The 16,005-nt window shown below is 36.7% G+C and carries 16 protein-coding genes and 1 other annotated feature; of the genes, 10 read left to right on the top strand and 6 right to left on the bottom strand.

Annotation, left to right across the window (positions count from 1 at the left end):
* Positions 1-4 precede the first annotated feature (4 nt).
* Complete coding sequence (trpS, locus tag LS41612_RS19325) at positions 5-994, bottom strand: tryptophan--tRNA ligase (RefSeq protein WP_024362526.1); 990 nt, start codon at positions 992-994, stop codon at positions 5-7.
* A gap of 65 nt (positions 995-1,059) precedes the next feature.
* Positions 1,060-1,291, bottom strand: a binding site (T-box leader).
* Between the two features lie 550 nt (positions 1,292-1,841).
* On the opposite strand from trpS, the gene spxA reads away from it, so the two are divergent.
* From spxA to pepF, 4 genes are all read left to right on the top strand, one after another.
* Positions 1,842-2,237, top strand: coding sequence for a transcriptional regulator SpxA (gene spxA, locus LS41612_RS19320; protein ID WP_024362527.1), 396 nt, complete (start codon positions 1,842-1,844; stop codon positions 2,235-2,237).
* A gap of 432 nt (positions 2,238-2,669) precedes the next feature.
* A complete protein-coding gene (gene mecA, locus LS41612_RS19315; protein WP_024362528.1) occupies positions 2,670-3,338 on the top strand; it encodes an adaptor protein MecA in 669 nt (222 codons plus the stop codon).
* A gap of 188 nt (positions 3,339-3,526) precedes the next feature.
* Positions 3,527-4,645, top strand: coding sequence for a competence protein CoiA (locus tag LS41612_RS19310; RefSeq protein WP_024362529.1), 1,119 nt, complete (start codon positions 3,527-3,529; stop codon positions 4,643-4,645).
* Between the two features lie 144 nt (positions 4,646-4,789).
* Positions 4,790-6,607 carry an oligoendopeptidase F gene (gene pepF, locus LS41612_RS19305; RefSeq protein WP_024362530.1) on the top strand — a complete coding sequence of 606 codons (1,818 nt, stop codon included), beginning with the start codon at positions 4,790-4,792 and terminating at the stop codon, positions 6,605-6,607.
* A gap of 615 nt (positions 6,608-7,222) precedes the next feature.
* On the opposite strand, the gene LS41612_RS19300 is transcribed toward pepF, so the two are convergent.
* From LS41612_RS19300 to LS41612_RS19285, 4 genes are all read right to left on the bottom strand, one after another.
* Positions 7,223-8,032, bottom strand: a complete 810-nt coding sequence (locus tag LS41612_RS19300) for a DsbA family protein (RefSeq protein ID WP_024362531.1) — start codon at positions 8,030-8,032, stop codon at positions 7,223-7,225.
* A complete protein-coding gene (locus LS41612_RS19295) occupies positions 8,025-8,432 on the bottom strand; it encodes a globin domain-containing protein (RefSeq protein WP_024362532.1) in 408 nt (135 codons plus the stop codon). Before LS41612_RS19295 ends, LS41612_RS19300 begins: the two co-directional genes overlap by 8 nt.
* Positions 8,433-8,684: 252 nt before the next feature.
* Positions 8,685-9,476, bottom strand: coding sequence for a lytic transglycosylase domain-containing protein (locus LS41612_RS19290; protein ID WP_024362533.1), 792 nt, complete (start codon positions 9,474-9,476; stop codon positions 8,685-8,687).
* A 33-nt stretch (positions 9,477-9,509) separates the two neighbouring features.
* Positions 9,510-10,100: a CYTH domain-containing protein gene (locus tag LS41612_RS19285; protein WP_024362534.1), complete on the bottom strand. Its 591-nt coding sequence runs from the start codon at positions 10,098-10,100 to the stop codon at positions 9,510-9,512.
* Between the two features lie 294 nt (positions 10,101-10,394).
* Here LS41612_RS19285 and LS41612_RS19280 point away from each other — a divergent pair, with 294 nt between their 5' ends.
* The 6 genes from LS41612_RS19280 to LS41612_RS19255 all read left to right on the top strand — a co-directional run bounded on the left by LS41612_RS19280 (position 10,395) and on the right by LS41612_RS19255 (position 15,287).
* Complete coding sequence (locus tag LS41612_RS19280) at positions 10,395-10,778, top strand: UPF0738 family protein (RefSeq protein ID WP_024362535.1); 384 nt, start codon at positions 10,395-10,397, stop codon at positions 10,776-10,778.
* Positions 10,779-10,841: 63 nt separating this feature from the next.
* A complete protein-coding gene (gene yjbM / locus LS41612_RS19275) occupies positions 10,842-11,513 on the top strand; it encodes a GTP diphosphokinase (protein ID WP_024362536.1) in 672 nt (223 codons plus the stop codon).
* Positions 11,510-12,304, top strand: a complete 795-nt coding sequence (locus LS41612_RS19270) for an NAD kinase (RefSeq protein WP_024362537.1) — start codon at positions 11,510-11,512, stop codon at positions 12,302-12,304. The genes yjbM and LS41612_RS19270 overlap by 4 nt, the downstream gene beginning before the upstream one ends.
* Positions 12,279-13,205 carry an RluA family pseudouridine synthase gene (locus LS41612_RS19265; protein ID WP_024362538.1) on the top strand — a complete coding sequence of 309 codons (927 nt, stop codon included), beginning with the start codon at positions 12,279-12,281 and terminating at the stop codon, positions 13,203-13,205. The genes LS41612_RS19270 and LS41612_RS19265 overlap by 26 nt, the downstream gene beginning before the upstream one ends.
* A gap of 226 nt (positions 13,206-13,431) precedes the next feature.
* Complete coding sequence (gene mgtE / locus LS41612_RS19260; protein WP_024362539.1) at positions 13,432-14,808, top strand: magnesium transporter; 1,377 nt, start codon at positions 13,432-13,434, stop codon at positions 14,806-14,808.
* Positions 14,809-14,861: 53 nt separating this feature from the next.
* Positions 14,862-15,287, top strand: coding sequence for a hypothetical protein (locus tag LS41612_RS19255; protein WP_024362540.1), 426 nt, complete (start codon positions 14,862-14,864; stop codon positions 15,285-15,287).
* Positions 15,288-15,353: 66 nt separating this feature from the next.
* Here the strand turns inward: LS41612_RS19255 and LS41612_RS19250 are convergent, their stop codons facing one another.
* Positions 15,354-15,878, bottom strand: coding sequence for a CotY/CotZ family spore coat protein (locus LS41612_RS19250; protein WP_024362541.1), 525 nt, complete (start codon positions 15,876-15,878; stop codon positions 15,354-15,356).
* Positions 15,879-16,005 lie beyond the last annotated feature (127 nt).

Here is a 16,005-nt window from a genome sequence, read left to right as displayed (position 1 = left end):
TTTCTTAGCGGTTTGTGCGGCCTAAGCCCATTGCTTGTTCCATACGCTTTAAAGTTGCGCTTGCAATAGCATTTGCTTTTTCTGCACCTTCATCCAAAATAATGTCCAGTTCAGATGACTCTACAAGGTTATAAAATCTTTCTTGAATTGGTGTTAGGTGGTCGATTACTGCTGAAGCGACACCTTGTTTGAAGCCACCGTACCCGATGCCTTCATACTTTTTCACCAAATCTTCAATTGCTACACCTGAAATAGCGGATTCAATCGTTAGTAAGTTTGAAACACCTGGTTTATTTTCAACATCAAATGCCACAATACCATCAGAGTCAGTGACAGCAGATTTGATTTTTTTCTCGATATCTTTTGCTGTATCTAAAAGTTTAATCGTTGCTTTTGTATTTGGATCAGATTTGCTCATTTTTTTTGTAGGTTCTTGTAATGATTTAATACGAGCTCCAGCTTTTGGTAATTGGATTTCAGGAATCGTTAACACTTCACCATAACGCTTGTTAAAGCGCTCTGCAAGGTCACGTGTTAGCTCAATATGCTGTTTTTGATCATCCCCTACAGGAACAATATTCGTGTTATATAATAAAATATCAGCCGCCATTAATGGTGGATAGGTTAAAAGAGCTGCTGAAACAGTTTCTTTACCATGTGATTTATCTTTAAACTGTGTCATACGCTCTAGTTCACCAATAGAAGCGACACATTGTAGCATCCATCCCGCTTGTGCATGAGCTGGTACTTCAGATTGAATGAATAACGTTGACTTTTGAGGGTCAATTCCAGTCGCAATATAAGTAGCCGCTAAATTACGGATGTTTTGACGTAACTCTTTTGGATCTTGCGCAACAGTAATGGCATGTTGATCAACGATACAGTAAATAGCATTCCCTTCATGCTGTAGTGCTGGGAATTGCTTGAATGCACCAAGATAATTGCCTAATGTTACAATACCTGTTGGCTGTACGCCTGAAAAAATAGTTGTCATAATTAGTTCCTCCTCGGGGTTCGAAAAATAAAAAAACATCATGCGTCCTCATTAGAATAAACTAATGAAGGGACGAATGATGTTCGAATCCGCGGTACCACCCTGCTTGCCTTAAAAGGCCACTTTGCTTCGTAACGTGAAGGGACGAGCTTTGCTAATGGGGTCAAGTGAAGACTTGAACGTTCACAAAGCTAACTCGGAAGTCCATTCCAAATGCATACATGGTCTGTTTCCAGCAACCACAGACTCTCTATACATGTATATTGCAAATGTACTACTCTTCGTCAGCGTTTTTAACTACACTATTTAATGTGTAGAGAGTGTCTTTTCGAGAACAACAATCAAAAAACTGTTGACCATCCAGACTGGCGCAAATGCGCTTCTCTTGTTGCACAAAATTATAGTATAAAGACTTAGTTAAATGCAAGCCTGTAAATTCAGTCTTATGACTGAATTTTTTTGTGTTGTAAAAAAAGGAAACCAATATTATCTAAAGTACGTCTTAATTGTACACGTCTACATGACATTATTCTCGTTTGTGTTTTTTAATTGAGAACAACTAGTTTCGAGAAATTCATGTTTAAAATGACTTGTTACTGGGAATATTATTATTAGTTCATTGGACATACCAAGAAAGTGAATACTTAATTGAATACATTAAGGCAGTATTAATAGACAGAATATTTTGTAACAAAGTCATATATCCTGTATTCTTTTTTTCCTTGGAACTATATTCAAATACAGCAGAGTGCTGTATAATGGAACTGTAGATTTACATTACATTAATTCTAATTTAAGAAATTGGTTTATAGATAACGAATACAAATAGAAAGGATGTGTCAGTATGATAGTTACTTTATTTACATCACCAAGTTGTACGTCTTGTCGTAAAGCAAAAGCATGGTTAGAGGAGCATGAAATTCCTTATACAGAACGTAATATTTTTTCTGAACCGTTAAGCATTAGTGAAATCAAAGAGATTTTACGAATGACGGAGGATGGAACAGACGAAATTATTTCTACTCGTTCTAAGATATTCCAAAAATTGAATGTAGATGTTGAGAGCTTACCTTTACAACGCTTATATGAATTAATTCAAGAATATCCTGGATTATTACGCCGACCAATAATTTTAGATGAGAAAAGACTGCAAGTAGGCTATAACGAAGATGAAATTCGACGATTTTTACCGCGTAAGGTTAGAGCTTATCAATTACAAGAAGCACAGCGTATGGTGAACTAAAACCCACTTAGACTGCATAGAATGATGTAGTAGGTGTTACAAATGCAAAAGCATGTTGTGACATCTATTTTTTTATGTTTTACTTATGTAAAAACCTTCATTCAAAACTAATATTTAATAGGTAAAAGTCATATATTTCCGTAAAAGTATGTTAAACTTGATTTAATACAAATAGTTTACTACAATTTCAATTATTCAAATATCTTCTTTGAAACGGTGTATATCCTTTTCATTTTATGAAAGAACAGCATACAATAGAATTAGAGACAACTGTGACCAAAAAAATTACGATTACGGTTGCTCGATGATTTTCTGTGGTGTGGTCAAAGGTTGAAAAACAAAGGAGTATGAAGGTTAAAAACAATGAATCAAAGCATACTAATGAAATAATACTGTTTTTCGACAAATGACAGTGAAGGGAGATGAGGTCTAGTGGACATCGAACGTGTAAATGAGAATACACTCAAGCTCTTTATTACGTACAATGATATAGAGGATCGCGGCTATAGTCGTGAAGAAATTTGGTACAACCGAGCAAAGGGTGAACAACTTTTTTGGGATATGATTGATGAAGTGAACACTGAAGATTATTTTGATGTAGAAGGTCCGATTTGGATTCATATCAATGCGTCAGAAGTAGGCTTAGAAATCATTGTCACACGTGCACATATTTTAAAAGACGGTGAAACATTAGATGGTCATTCACATTTTGATGAACAAAAAAGTATGTTTGCCCCATTTGACGAAGTTGGAGAGGATCTACTTAGTCAATTAACTCAATTTGGTGACATGGATGAATCAGAGTTATTTATGGATACAGACATTTATGTTTATAAATTTAAAGATATTGATGAGTTAATCCCCGTTGCAAAACGGATGACAGATGACTTAGTGGATTCCTCATTATTCAAATATGAAGGTAGTTACTATCTTGTAGTAGACTTTGCGAATGCAGACGATGATTTAAATCGTCATGATAAAAACGCGATTATTAAAGAGTTTTTAAGCCCTTCTAATTTCACAATTCATCGCCTTGAGGAATATGGCGAAAAAATTATGGAATACGATTGCTTTGAAACTGTACGAAAATATTTTAGTTAACATCTTCATGCTTCTGATTATCAGAGGCTTTCAGACTGTAGACACACTCAAAATGAGTAGGACTACAGTCTTTTTTTACGTTTTCAGATAAAGGAGCTAAAGATAACTCAAATTTCAAAGAAAAGCACATCATTAGTTGGCGTATAGAAAAACTTTTACTACAATGAGGCAAAAAGGAGAAGGATAACATGCTTATTGCCTATACAGACAAACAGCAATTATTTATTTCCTATCAACATTCAAGACAAGCTTTACGACAATTTCGCCAGCAATTACAATTTTTTTGTCCACAGTGTCAACAGCCTGTACAATTAAAAATTGGTAAGCTGAATATCCCGCATTTTGCACATATTACTAACAATTGTCATCATCGATTTGCGGAAGGGGAATCAGAGCTCCATTTACAAGGGAAAATTCAATTATTTGAATGGTTGCAGGCACGTGGGCATAGAGTAAAGCTGGAGCCATTTTTAAGGACACTATCGCAAAGGCCCGATTTACTACTGCAAGGTGAGCATCAGCAGATTGCCATTGAATATCAATGTAGTGCGATAACAAAAGAAAACTGGCAACGACGTACAGCAGGTTATGAAAAGCATAACATTCAAGCATTATGGCTTTTTCAAACACCACAGAAAAAATATACTACAAATGCAATTCAAAAAATTAGAATTTCCCCTATCCATCAAAATGCAATTGCTTATTCATTCAACAATGTGCCGTATTTAGTTACATATGATGCGAGAGCAGCAAAATTTAATTATTGGACGAATCTACTTTATGTTCACGGGCATACTTTTATAGCGAAAGTACTCTCGATTCCACTCAGCAAACAGCAATTCCCATTCTATGAGCCTAAGCCGATTACACATGAATCATTTACTATATACAAGGAGATATATATAAGATTGTGTCAACGGTATGTAATGCAAAAATTATTGCGAAGTCGACAGGGAGTTCAAGATCGTTTTCTACGGAGTTGCTATGAACAAAATTTTTCGTTGAATGCACTGCCTCATTACATTGGTATACCTGTTAAAAATGCAAGGGCTATTCCGATGTTCTCAATTGAATGGCAAGCAATTTTATTAAATTATTGCAGGGAATTACAATTGCTACCGTATGAGTTAAGGCAAGAAGATATTCGACTGTTTCTAAAGATTCTTAATGTGGAGCCAACTGAAATGGGCGTGCAAGCTGTTGAAAACTATGGAAACTTGTTAGGCCATCGTTTTTATCAAATGGATTGCGCTAGTGCGATATGGAAGCGAGTATATACCTATATGTATAATCAACCGTTTGTTTAAATCCCTTCATGGAGCTAATGTATCGCTGTGGATAATCAAACTGGGATTTTGATGAGTTGAGCTACAGGGTATTATTTGCAATTGTCGCAATATATTGAGAAAATATGAGAGTACAGGAAAGTCATATATAAAGGGGGCTGGCTCATGGCTAGTAACAGTAATCGAGTTTTAATGAGAAATGAAATACCGGTAGAGTTAACTTGGCGATTGGAAGATATTTTTGCAACGGATACACTATGGGAAGAGGAATTTAAAAAAGTCGCAGAACTTTCGAAAGAAGCATCTAGCTATGCAGGTACTTTAAAAAATGGTGCAGATGCCTTATTAGCTGTACTAACTTATTACGATAAAATTTATCAACGTACAATGAGACTCTATACGTATGCGCATATGCGATATGATCAAGATACAACGAATAGCTTTTATCAAGATATGAATAGTCGAATTCAAACGTTAGCGACAAATATTTCAGCAGCACTTTCATTTTTAACACCTGAAATTTTATCACTAAGTGAAGAAACAATTGAATCCTATTTAGCTGATAATCAGGATTTACAATTATATAAGCAATCACTAAAAGAAATTTCAATGACCCGTCCACATGTTCTACCAGCAGAACAAGAAGCATTACTTGCACAAATGGCAGAGGTGACAGGCACTGCTTCGAATACATTTAGTATGTTAAATAATGCGGACTTAGTTTTCCCTACAGTTAAAAACGAGGATGGGGAAGAAGTTCAACTAACACATGGTAATTACATTAAGTTTTTAGAAAGTAAAAATCGATCTGTACGTGAAGCAGCATTTAAAGCGATGTATGAAACGTATGGTCATTTTAAAAACACATTCGCTGCTACATTGACAGGTAATGTAAAAAAACATAATGTGAGTGCACGAGTGCGTCATTATGAATCGGCACGACATGCGGCATTGTCTAATAACTTTATCCCAGAAAGTGTCTACGATCAGCTAGTAGAGACTATTCATAAACATCTACCAACTATGCAACGTTATATTGCATTACGTAAAAAGTTATTAGGTGTAGATGAGTTGCATATGTGGGATTTATTTACACCACTAGTGCAAGAAGTAGATATGAAAGTTCCTTATGAGGAAGCTAAAGACATTTTAGTGAAAGCGTTAGCCCCACTCGGAAAAGAATATCAAGACATTGTCCAAAGTGGTTTCGATAATCGTTGGGTTGATGTTAAGGAAAATAAAGGTAAACGTAGTGGCGCGTATTCATCAGGTGCTTACGGTACGAATCCTTATATTTTAATGAACTGGCAAGACAATGTGGATAACTTATTTACATTGGCGCATGAGTTTGGGCATAGTGTCCATAGTTATTATACTCGTAATAATCAGCCTTTTGTTTATGGAGATTATTCCATTTTCGTGGCCGAAGTGGCGTCTACATGCAATGAGGAATTATTGAATGATTATCTGTTGAAAACAATAGAAGATCCGCAGCAAAAAATATATTTATTAAACCATTGGCTAGACGGTTTCCGTAGCACAGTATTCCGTCAAACAATGTTTGCAGAATTTGAACATTTAATTCATCAGATGGATAAAAACGGAGAATCGTTAACAGCGGAACGTTTAACGGAAGTGTATTATAACTTGAATAAGCAATATTTCGGTGAGGATATGGTAGTTGATGAGGAAATTGGTCTGGAATGGGCTCGCATTCCGCATTTCTATTACAATTACTACGTCTATCAATACGCTACTGGTAAATCCGCAGCTACGGCATTAAGTAAGCAAATATTAGAGGAGGGTGCTCCTGCTGTAGAACGTTATATTAATAACTTCTTGAAAGCTGGATGCTCAGATTTCCCGATTGAAGTGCTTAAGGCTGCAGGTGTTGATATGAATGTAGCTAAACCAATTGATGATGCTTGTAAAGTATTTGAACAACGCTTAAATGAATTGGAGAAATTATTGTTGAATAATTAATAGGTATGGCTGTAGTAACATTACTACAGCCATTTTCTATTTTATGTAGAAATTGGCTTTCAAGAAAAAAGTAAATAATAATGTTTTTCTTTGATTTACAAATGATTAAAAGTTTCCATCTTGAAAAAATACTGTACTGTAATCGCTTTCTATATGACAAATTTGTGAATCTAAAGCAGGATTCATTGCTAAATTTATTATTCCATGATAAAGTGAATCTTGTGAAATAAATCACAAAACAAACATACACCCCTTTGTTTGAACGTGAACATTTCTCCCATCCCCTTTGTGAAAAAGAGGCGTCTCTATCTGTCGAGGATAGTGGCGCCTCTTTTATTATAGTTCTTTCCTGCTAATTCTTTATACGTTCCATGTCTTTTGTAGTTTTTTTCTTAGCGTCTCTTTAACTAAGGTGAATAGATTGGTTTTAACTTAATAATAAGCCGAAAGATGGAATCATGTTGCTTTCATATAAGGTTTTAGTATCACTGCCTTTGACCTACAATAGGCACTTCCTATAATGAAAGATTATAACGTTATGAAATAAAAAAAAGAATAGGACTCAGTTATAAAATAGTTGAGTTCCTATCCTTTTGGAATAAAAGTATAATTGCATTATTTAATACGCCACAGTGTAGCGTGATCTGTTTGAATACGTTCAATCTTTTGTTGAAGCATACGTTTTTTTAACTCACGTTCTGCTGCTTGTTCTGTTAAGGAATAAATAAATGCTATGTCATTTGTAGAAAGTGTATGGTACTTTAAAAATAATTCTTCAATAGTGGGTAACGGTTGGCGAATTAACTGTTCATTCATCATTTCTTGTAAAATATGTTCATAAACTTCATAGTCATAGCTACCGCTCACTTTTAGCCCTTCATCCTCAATGCACTCATTGAAAAATACAATACTAGGTACTTCATCAACTTCCATTTCTCTTTTTATATAAAGGTCGCATTGGAATGCACGTGCGGCTTCTTTTGAACCGAAATCGACAGTGAATTCATTCATATCTAACTGTACTTCCTCTGCAATTTTTAACAGCGTTGCATAGGAATTAACATCCTGATAATTCAGCAAAACATATTCTTGTAATTTTGACAAATAACGAGCGCCTGAACGTTTACCCTGTAATTCTGCCGCCTTTATGGCAATGGAGGGTAACACAGGGTGATTAATATCCAGTTCAATCCCTGATTCACAGCCCTTCATGCGCTTACTCAAACAATTAAGTGAAGAGAGCTCTGTGCTTAACACAAAGCGCCATGAAAAATAATGATTATACTCTAGTTGTAGTTTACGAATGATGGATTGCATACTAAAAGCTTCAGGACAAAGTGGATCTACGAAAATATACAATTCAATTGGCTTATTGGCAGTAGAAATCGTCGGTGTTGGTTCTTGCAACATTTGAATATTATTCACGTAATAATTCCCCCTCATCGTCATTAGGTGTATTAATCATGTGATGAGCTGTTAAAACTAAACGTTGGTAGTAGGTTTCACGGAACTTCCCTTCCAAACCAACCTCATCCATCGCTTCAGCCATACACTCTAGCCAAGCCTGGGCACGATCAGGTGTGATTGGAAAATTCATATGACGCGCACGCATCATTGGATGTCCATGCTCTTCTGTAAAAAGATTTGGACCCCCTAAATATTGTGTTTGAAATTGAATTTGCTTGCGGGCTGTCTCTGTCAAATCTTTAGGAAAGATTGGCATAAGATCAGGATGCTGTGCAACTCTTTTATAGAACGCATGTATGAGTTCAGAAAGTTTTTCAGCTCCAAGCTCCTCATAAGGAACAGTGTATTTTCGACTCATAAGTAAATGCTCCTTTTATTCTTTATAAGAAGTATATCGTAAAGTACAAATCAATATGTTCATGTACCATTTTATCTAATACTTTGTTGAATTGAAAAATGTGAATATCTTGTGACTACCTTCATTCTATCAACGTCCATTCGTTTACACAAACAAAGAGCACTTTGAAAATGTTTTCGATAGAAAAGCACAAATTTCACCAACGAGGGTGAAATTTGCTGAAAAAGACTGTAATTACAGGCTTTATGCGATTTAAACAGTGTAATAATTCATCACTTTTTTGACATAATTCTGCGTTTCTTTAAATGGTGGAATGCCATTATATTTTGTTACGCGAGAAGCTCCAGCGTTATAAGCGGCCAAAGCCAGTGTTGGATCATTATCAAATTTATCAAGCATTTGGCGTAAATATTTGGCTCCAGCCATAATATTTTGCTCGGGATCAAATGAATTCGTTACACCTAAATATTGAGCTGTCTTAGGCATTAATTGCATTAAGCCTTGAGCGCCTGCATGACTGACAGCGAATGTGTTAAAGTTGGACTCTTGCTTGATAACGGCAGCAATAAGCTTAGCTGGTACATTATAAGTAGCCGCAGCCTTATCGATAATTGCGACATATTGGTTAGCTCCAGCAAGTGAATTGGCATAGGCAGTCGAGCCAATCACATCGTCTGATACATAGGAATCTAGCTTAGTGCTGGCTTGCATGTTTGATAATGTCGCTTGGAGAGAGGCGGGAATATACACAGAATTCGTTCCATTATAGAGCAATGATTGGAGCGAACTATTTGTATTTCCACCAGTCATACCTGTTAAGCTACTAAGCTGGTCCATAAAGTTGGCGGAGCCCGAAGAACTCATGCCAAGGAGGCTAGATAATTTTGCGTTGTTCGTTGTTGTCGCATCGCCTAACATTTCTTCAATCATATCAGAAAAGATAGAATTGCTGTTTGTGAAAGAATTTGGTGAAGTATTTCCCGTAGAACCTAATGTTTGTAGTGCTTGGATTTCAAGCATTGTTCTCAAAGATTGGATATCCAATGAGCTGGTCACCCTTTCGTATTGTAATAAGCATTATTGTTGTTTAGTTGATTGTAAAGCTTTCATAAAGCGTGCAATTTTTTTTTCAGCAATTTGTTTTTTTATATCGTATTGCTGTAGAAATTCGTCGAAGATTGCTTTTCCTTTTATTTCATCTTTTGATTCATATTCTACCTCATAATCGTCACACTGCAAATAGAAAGAATGATCAAATACAAGAAGTCCCTCTTTATAAGGAATTTCGACACGGTCCGTTGTAAGGGAACCAAACACGGCTAATTGTTCTAATGCAATGTTGTGTGACGCTAGTCTTTTTGCGACTTCTGGTGCATAAAAACCTTGGCCTGCAAGCATTTTTTCTGCTTGTGCAGCGGTCAATTCATCGGTTGTTTCTAAATGTGTATGATTTGAAGTTTTCTCTTTTAATGTACATTCATAATAATTATTAATAATGCGGATACGTAACCCACTTTGCAAATTCCGAATAGCATTAGTAGGTGTGTCGAAATAATGATTTGTTTGACGATGAATAGCATTTTTTTGGATTTGGAATTCTTCTAGCAAATGCTCATATTGTTGTTTAGTTAAAATATTTTTAAACTCAATTTCAAGTTGTTGTGCCATAGATGCTCATCCTTTTTTATTAATTTACTTGCGTCAACGGAAGTCCGCTACTTCTAATAAGTGTGTGTTGCCAAACTATAATTTGATTGGGAGGGGCTTCTACCCCTACTGTTGTCATCGATATTTAACTGGAGCTTTTTTCAAGCAGAAATGAAAAAGCTCGGGACGCAATTAAGCGAATGTTGTAATCGGTTTTTAGCCGAAGTTTGCTTGTTGTTTTGCAATTACACACTGCAACTATTTACCCCATATGCTAAAATAAGAGGAAGAGAACGACGAAAAGGGGACCCACATTTGCGTAAAATATATACTATAGAATCATTTTATTTTGAAAATCAGCAACCTCATTTTAGTTTAAACGACAATCATAAAAATTTACAGCTAAAGCCTGCTGCCCAAGTAATTGCAGATTCAGATGATTTTGCATTTATCTATTTACTGGATGCAGGAGAGGACTATCATTACTTGCGTTTTCCACAAAACAGTTGGGACAATCTTGTACATATTTTACAAGCCAAACAAAACCCAATGTTAAAAGTAGATGGGGAAGTAATTGAACTGACAAACTTTTACGAGGAATTGGAAATGCTCGTGTATAATATTGAAGGAAATTACAATTACGGAGCAGAATTTGTTCAAGCAGTGGAACAACACTTCAAGGCAGTTCTCGCTGATTAAAAAAGACAAAACGAACAGACGGTGTTGGTTTTGTCCGATACCGAATGTCGGGAGGTTTTAGCGATGGGACAATGGGAGATTTTTTTAAGTCCTTATAAACAAGCAGTAGATGAGTTGAAAATAAAATTAAAAGGTATGCGATCTCAGTTTGGCATTGTCAATGCAAATTCACCAATTGAATTTGTGACAGGACGAGTAAAGCCACTGGCAAGCATTTACGATAAAACGCTAGAAAAAGGACTAGCCTTTGAACCGTCGAAGCAACTTGGCGACGAGCTTGGCGATATTGCAGGTGTTCGTATTATGTGTCAATTTGTAGATGATATTTCGACGGTGACAGAGCTAATTCGACAACGTAAGGATATGCGCGTAGTGGAAGAGCGAGATTATATTACCCATAATAAGCCAAGCGGTTATCGTTCATATCATATGATTGTAGAATACCCCGTTGAGACCATACAAGGAAAAAAAGTAGTGCTAGCAGAGATTCAAATTCGTACATTAGCTATGAATTTTTGGGCATCAATAGAACATTCACTAAATTATAAATATAAGGGCATGTTTCCAGAGGAAATAAAAAATCGTCTACAAAGTGCAGCAGAAGCAGCCTTCCGGTTAGATGAAGAAATGTCTTCGATTCGTAGTGAAATTCAAGAAGCACAGGCCTATTTTAGTGAATTTAAAGAGGCATCGAATCCTAGTTTACTATCAGAGAAGGAGCGTGACTCACAATGAAATTTTCTATTCAATCACGTAGAGATGCACAATCAAATGAATTAATGGAGCTAGCAAAAACATATTTGCAAGATTTTGGATTAACATACGATGAAGAGACACCTGAAATTGTCGTATCGATAGGTGGGGACGGCACGCTATTACATGCTTTCCATCGCTACTCACATTTGCTAGATCAAGTTGCATTCGTCGGTATTCATACAGGCCATTTGGGATTTTATGCGGATTGGAAACCCTCCGAACTAGAGAAATTAGTGCTATCTATTGCGAAAAAAGATTTTAATGTTGTGGAGTATCCCTTATTAGAAGTAAAAGTGGAACATCATAATGCAGAATCAAACACTTATTTGGCACTAAATGAAGCGACCGTGAAATCGCCTGATGTTACCCTTGTAATGGATGTTGAGTTAAATGGTAATCAGTTTGAGCGTTTCCGTGGGGATGGCCTTTGTGTTTCGACCCCATCAGGTAGTACAGCCTATAACAAAGCTTTAGGAGGAGCCATTATCCACCCTACTTTAGCGGCACTTCAAATTACTGAAATTGCCTCTATAAATAATCGCGTCTTCCGAACAGTAGGCTCGCCACTAATTTTACCAGCTCATCATCACTGTATTTTACGCCCAGTGAACGATCAAAACTTCAATATGACAGTTGATCATCTACAAGTCACACAAGGTGATGTGAAATCCATTGCTTTCAATGTAGCAAATGAAAGGGTCCGCTTTGCACGCTTCAGACCGTTTCCGTTTTGGGAACGTGTGCATGAGTCATTCGTTGCAAATGAGTAATAGCGATACACGTTTTACACTTCAATTTCAAGCTGAAAAGGATGGTCAATTGCTCCGTGAGGCTTTAGCACAATGGCAAATATCGAAACGTGCTTTAACAGCTATTAAGTTTGATGGGGGCTTACTATCGGTCAATGGTATCGAGCAAAATGTACGTTACCCCCTTCACATGGGAGATCAGGTAGAAATAAAATTTCCACCAGAAGAGAAAAGTGATGGACTCACAATTGAATATGGAGCGCTGTCTATTATTTACGAGGATGAGGCTTTGTTAGTGCTTGATAAACCAGCACATCAAAGTACAATTCCATCCCGTGAGCATCCGTCAAAAAGTGTAGCTAATTTTGTTTGTGGCTATTTTGAACAACAACGCTTAGCCTCCACCGTCCATGTTGTGACAAGGCTCGATCGTGATACATCAGGCTTGTTATGCATCGCTAAGCATGCACATATCCATCACTTAATGGGTTTAGCCCAACGCAGTGGTAATGTGTCGCGTGAATATGAAGCAATTGTACACGGACATTTAATAGAGGATAGGCAGTCTATCATTGCGCCTATTGGTCGAAAAGAATCTAGTATTATTGAACGTGAGGTACGGGAGGATGGCCAATTTGCGCATACGGATGTGACCGTCTTACAGCGTTTTACAGTTCAAGGAGAGCCGATGACGCATATTCGCTTAAAATTGCATACAGGACGAACACATCAAATCCGCGTGCATATGGCTTATGTAGGTCACCCACTTATAGGCGATGAATTATATGGGGGAAGCCGTAATCTGATAGATCGGCAAGCACTACATTGTGTATCGTTGTCTTTGCAGCATCCATTAACAAATGAGAAGTACTCTTTCACAAGTATGTTAAAGGATGATATGCAACAAATATTAAATATTTGAGGAGGTGTTCGCGAAATCGAGCATCTCCTTATCATTTTTACTATTAAATAGTATCTTAATAGCATGTTAACAGAAAAATAAGCAATTGTAGGGTATAGTAAAGAAGAAAGTTGTTTTTATCTAAAAAAAGAGTTTGCACAAACAGTGCATGCACACTATTATATAAAAGGTAGATTTGCGTCAATGAACGTGAAATAATTTCAACGCTCGGAAGGAGGGGACAAGCATGATAGAGGAAAGAAATGAAAAGGATGATGTGCAATTCGACGAGGCACATTTACGTGGTATGCTAGAAAACAATGAAATTAACGCATTCCGTGATGAGTTTTTAGAACTTCATCCATATGATCAGGCAACGTTTTATGAAAAGGTGGAGCCTGATATAAGGAAGATCATCTATTCGTACTTGTCTCCGACGGAAATGGCTGATATTTTTGAGGCAATCGAAATAGATGATGACGAATATACAGCGTATTTAGCTGAGATGGATCCAGCATACGGTGCAGAAATGCTGTCCCATATGTATGCTGATGATGCTGCAGACGTTTTAAATGAGTTGGATACAAAGCAACGAGAAAGCTATTTAGGCATGATGGATGTAGAAACAGCTGAAGAGATTAATGAGCTTTTAAGTTATGATGAATATACAGCTGGTTCTATTATGACAACTGAATACGTAGCTATTCCTGAAAATTCAACTGTTCGTTCTGCAATGGCGATATTGCGTAAAGAGGCACCAAATGCCGAAACGATTTATTATATATTTGTTGTGGATGAGGCACATCGACTAACAGGGGTTATTTCACTCCGCGATTTAATCATTGCTGATGAGGATACACTTATTCGCTCCATTATGAATGAACGAGTTGTAATGGTGCATGTGGGTGATGACCAAGAGGAAGTAGCACAAATTATGAAGGATTATAATTTCCTAGCAACACCTGTTATTGGTGATCAAGGTGAGCTTTTGGGGATTATTACTGTCGATGATATTATCGACGTTATTGATGAGGAAGCATCGGAAGACTACTCGAAATTAGCGGGTATTTCCGATATGGATAAGTTTGATACTAATCCTTGGCAAGCAGCAAAAAAACGTTTGCCTTGGCTTGTTATTTTATTGTTTTTAGGTATGCTAACAGCGAATTTAATGGGGCAGTTTGAAGATACATTAGATAAAGTAGCGTTGCTTGCTGTCTTTATTCCGCTTATTTCAGGTACTTCGGGGAATAGTGGCACACAAGCACTTGCTGTTGCCATTCGAGGCATTGCGACAGGTGATGTCGAAGAACATAGCAAAATGAAGCTGTTACTTCGAGAAGCAGGTACTGGCATCTTAACGGGAATTGTTTGTGGCCTGATTGTTATTGGTATTGTATATATATGGAAAAGTGAATTAATTTTAGGGATGCTTGTTGGTGCAGCAATTTGTGGTTCGATTTTAGTGGCAACACTTGCTGGCTCATTTATCCCATTATTAATGCATCGTATGAAAATTGATCCGGCTGTTGCATCGGGTCCGTTTATTACAACATTAAATGATATTACGAGTATTTTAATTTATTTAGGACTAGCGACCGTGTTTTTAAGTCAAATAGGCTAAGAACCAATTTCTTCACTTTTGCATATTGTAGGGAAAAAAGGGAAGTGATAATTGTGGAGCGAGAGCCACGCCTATATATAAAGTCACCAACTTATTTCTTAAACATTTCTAAAATGCTACATGAATTGGATTTGGATGAAAGTACGTCTGTCTATGTAAGAGATCAATACGACAGTGAGTCGAGTCTAGATGAAGCGGTACCTAAATTAGTGAAAGAACAAGTAAATGAAGAAGTAAACGAAGAAATGGACGAATATATTATAAAGCAGCTACAGTTTTTAGAAAAACCGTTTCGTCAAAAAGCTTATCAACCATTATTAATCACTTTAAAGGATGGTAGAAGACTAAGTGGAACTGCTTCAGATATGCAAATGGATTCCCTATTGTTGACGTCCAAGGAGTTCAATACACAAGAAATTATTTACTTCGAGGATATTGAACAAATATTATGGCGGGGGAAACAATTGCCGATATTATAAAAAAAGTGTACAGCAGAGGATGCTGTACACTTTTTTTTTATGTGTAGTGTGTCAAAGGAGAAAGACTTAATTACAAATCCCTAAGTCAACATCAGCGATACATTGAACAGCGCAGAAACAAGATAAATCCACAGTGATACAGCTATCAGTAGAGTTCCAATCATCTACTTTACAAATTTTCTTCATATTTACGCAGCAGCCATCACGACTTAATAAGTCTACAGTGCTTTCAGTAGAATCATAAGTACATAATGGTTCTAAAACGCGTAAAGTAGCACAGCATTCATCAAACATATCTTCGACACGGAAAAATACTGATGTACATTTACAAGGATCTGCTGATGGTGAGCTAAAGAATGCTTTAAATGGAGTACCGTCTTTTGTAATAAGCATGAATACGCGTGTATCTGCTGTTGAGCGTGCAGGACTTACGATCCCGCCTAGTGGTTCTAAGAAACAGTTTGCTGTACATGGAGAACACTCATCTCGCACCGCTTGATTTTGAATATCTAAAATTGCACGCACCACGTCACATACGCAGCCTGCTGAATGGATAGGTCCAATAGGATTTGTTGGTTTACCACAACCCATATTGTCACCTCCTTTCTTTCTAACTACTTCTACAATATGTGCTTTTGAAAAATGGACTCGGGCTTTCGTTTACTTATTCAAATGAATAGTTTTTTTATGTGTGGAGAAACTGTTAGGAAAAGGAGGG

Source organism: Lysinibacillus sphaericus (assembly GCF_002982115.1).
In the GTDB taxonomy this organism is placed as follows: Bacteria; Bacillota; Bacilli; order Bacillales_A; family Planococcaceae; genus Lysinibacillus; species Lysinibacillus sphaericus.
The sequence above is the reverse complement of the archived record's forward strand: the minus strand, read 5'-3'. Positions and strand labels throughout refer to the sequence as shown.

Excerpts from the sequence above, each read along its gene's own strand:
- LS41612_RS19285 (WP_024362534.1), bottom strand. The coding sequence starts at position 10,100 with ATGGCACAACAACTTGAAATTGAGTTTAAAAATATTTTAACTAAACAA.
- mgtE (WP_024362539.1), top strand. The coding sequence starts at position 13,432 with ATGATAGAGGAAAGAAATGAAAAGGATGATGTGCAATTCGACGAGGCA.
- LS41612_RS19310 (WP_024362529.1), top strand. The coding sequence starts at position 3,527 with ATGCTTATTGCCTATACAGACAAACAGCAATTATTTATTTCCTATCAA.
- LS41612_RS19265 (WP_024362538.1), top strand. The coding sequence starts at position 12,279 with ATGAGTCATTCGTTGCAAATGAGTAATAGCGATACACGTTTTACACTT.
- LS41612_RS19295 (WP_024362532.1), bottom strand. The coding sequence starts at position 8,432 with ATGAGTCGAAAATACACTGTTCCTTATGAGGAGCTTGGAGCTGAAAAA.
- yjbM (WP_024362536.1), top strand. The coding sequence starts at position 10,842 with ATGGGACAATGGGAGATTTTTTTAAGTCCTTATAAACAAGCAGTAGAT.
- pepF (WP_024362530.1), top strand. The coding sequence starts at position 4,790 with ATGGCTAGTAACAGTAATCGAGTTTTAATGAGAAATGAAATACCGGTA.
- LS41612_RS19270 (WP_024362537.1), top strand. The coding sequence starts at position 11,510 with ATGAAATTTTCTATTCAATCACGTAGAGATGCACAATCAAATGAATTA.
- trpS (WP_024362526.1), bottom strand. The coding sequence starts at position 994 with ATGACAACTATTTTTTCAGGCGTACAGCCAACAGGTATTGTAACATTA.
- LS41612_RS19250 (WP_024362541.1), bottom strand. The coding sequence starts at position 15,878 with ATGGGTTGTGGTAAACCAACAAATCCTATTGGACCTATCCATTCAGCA.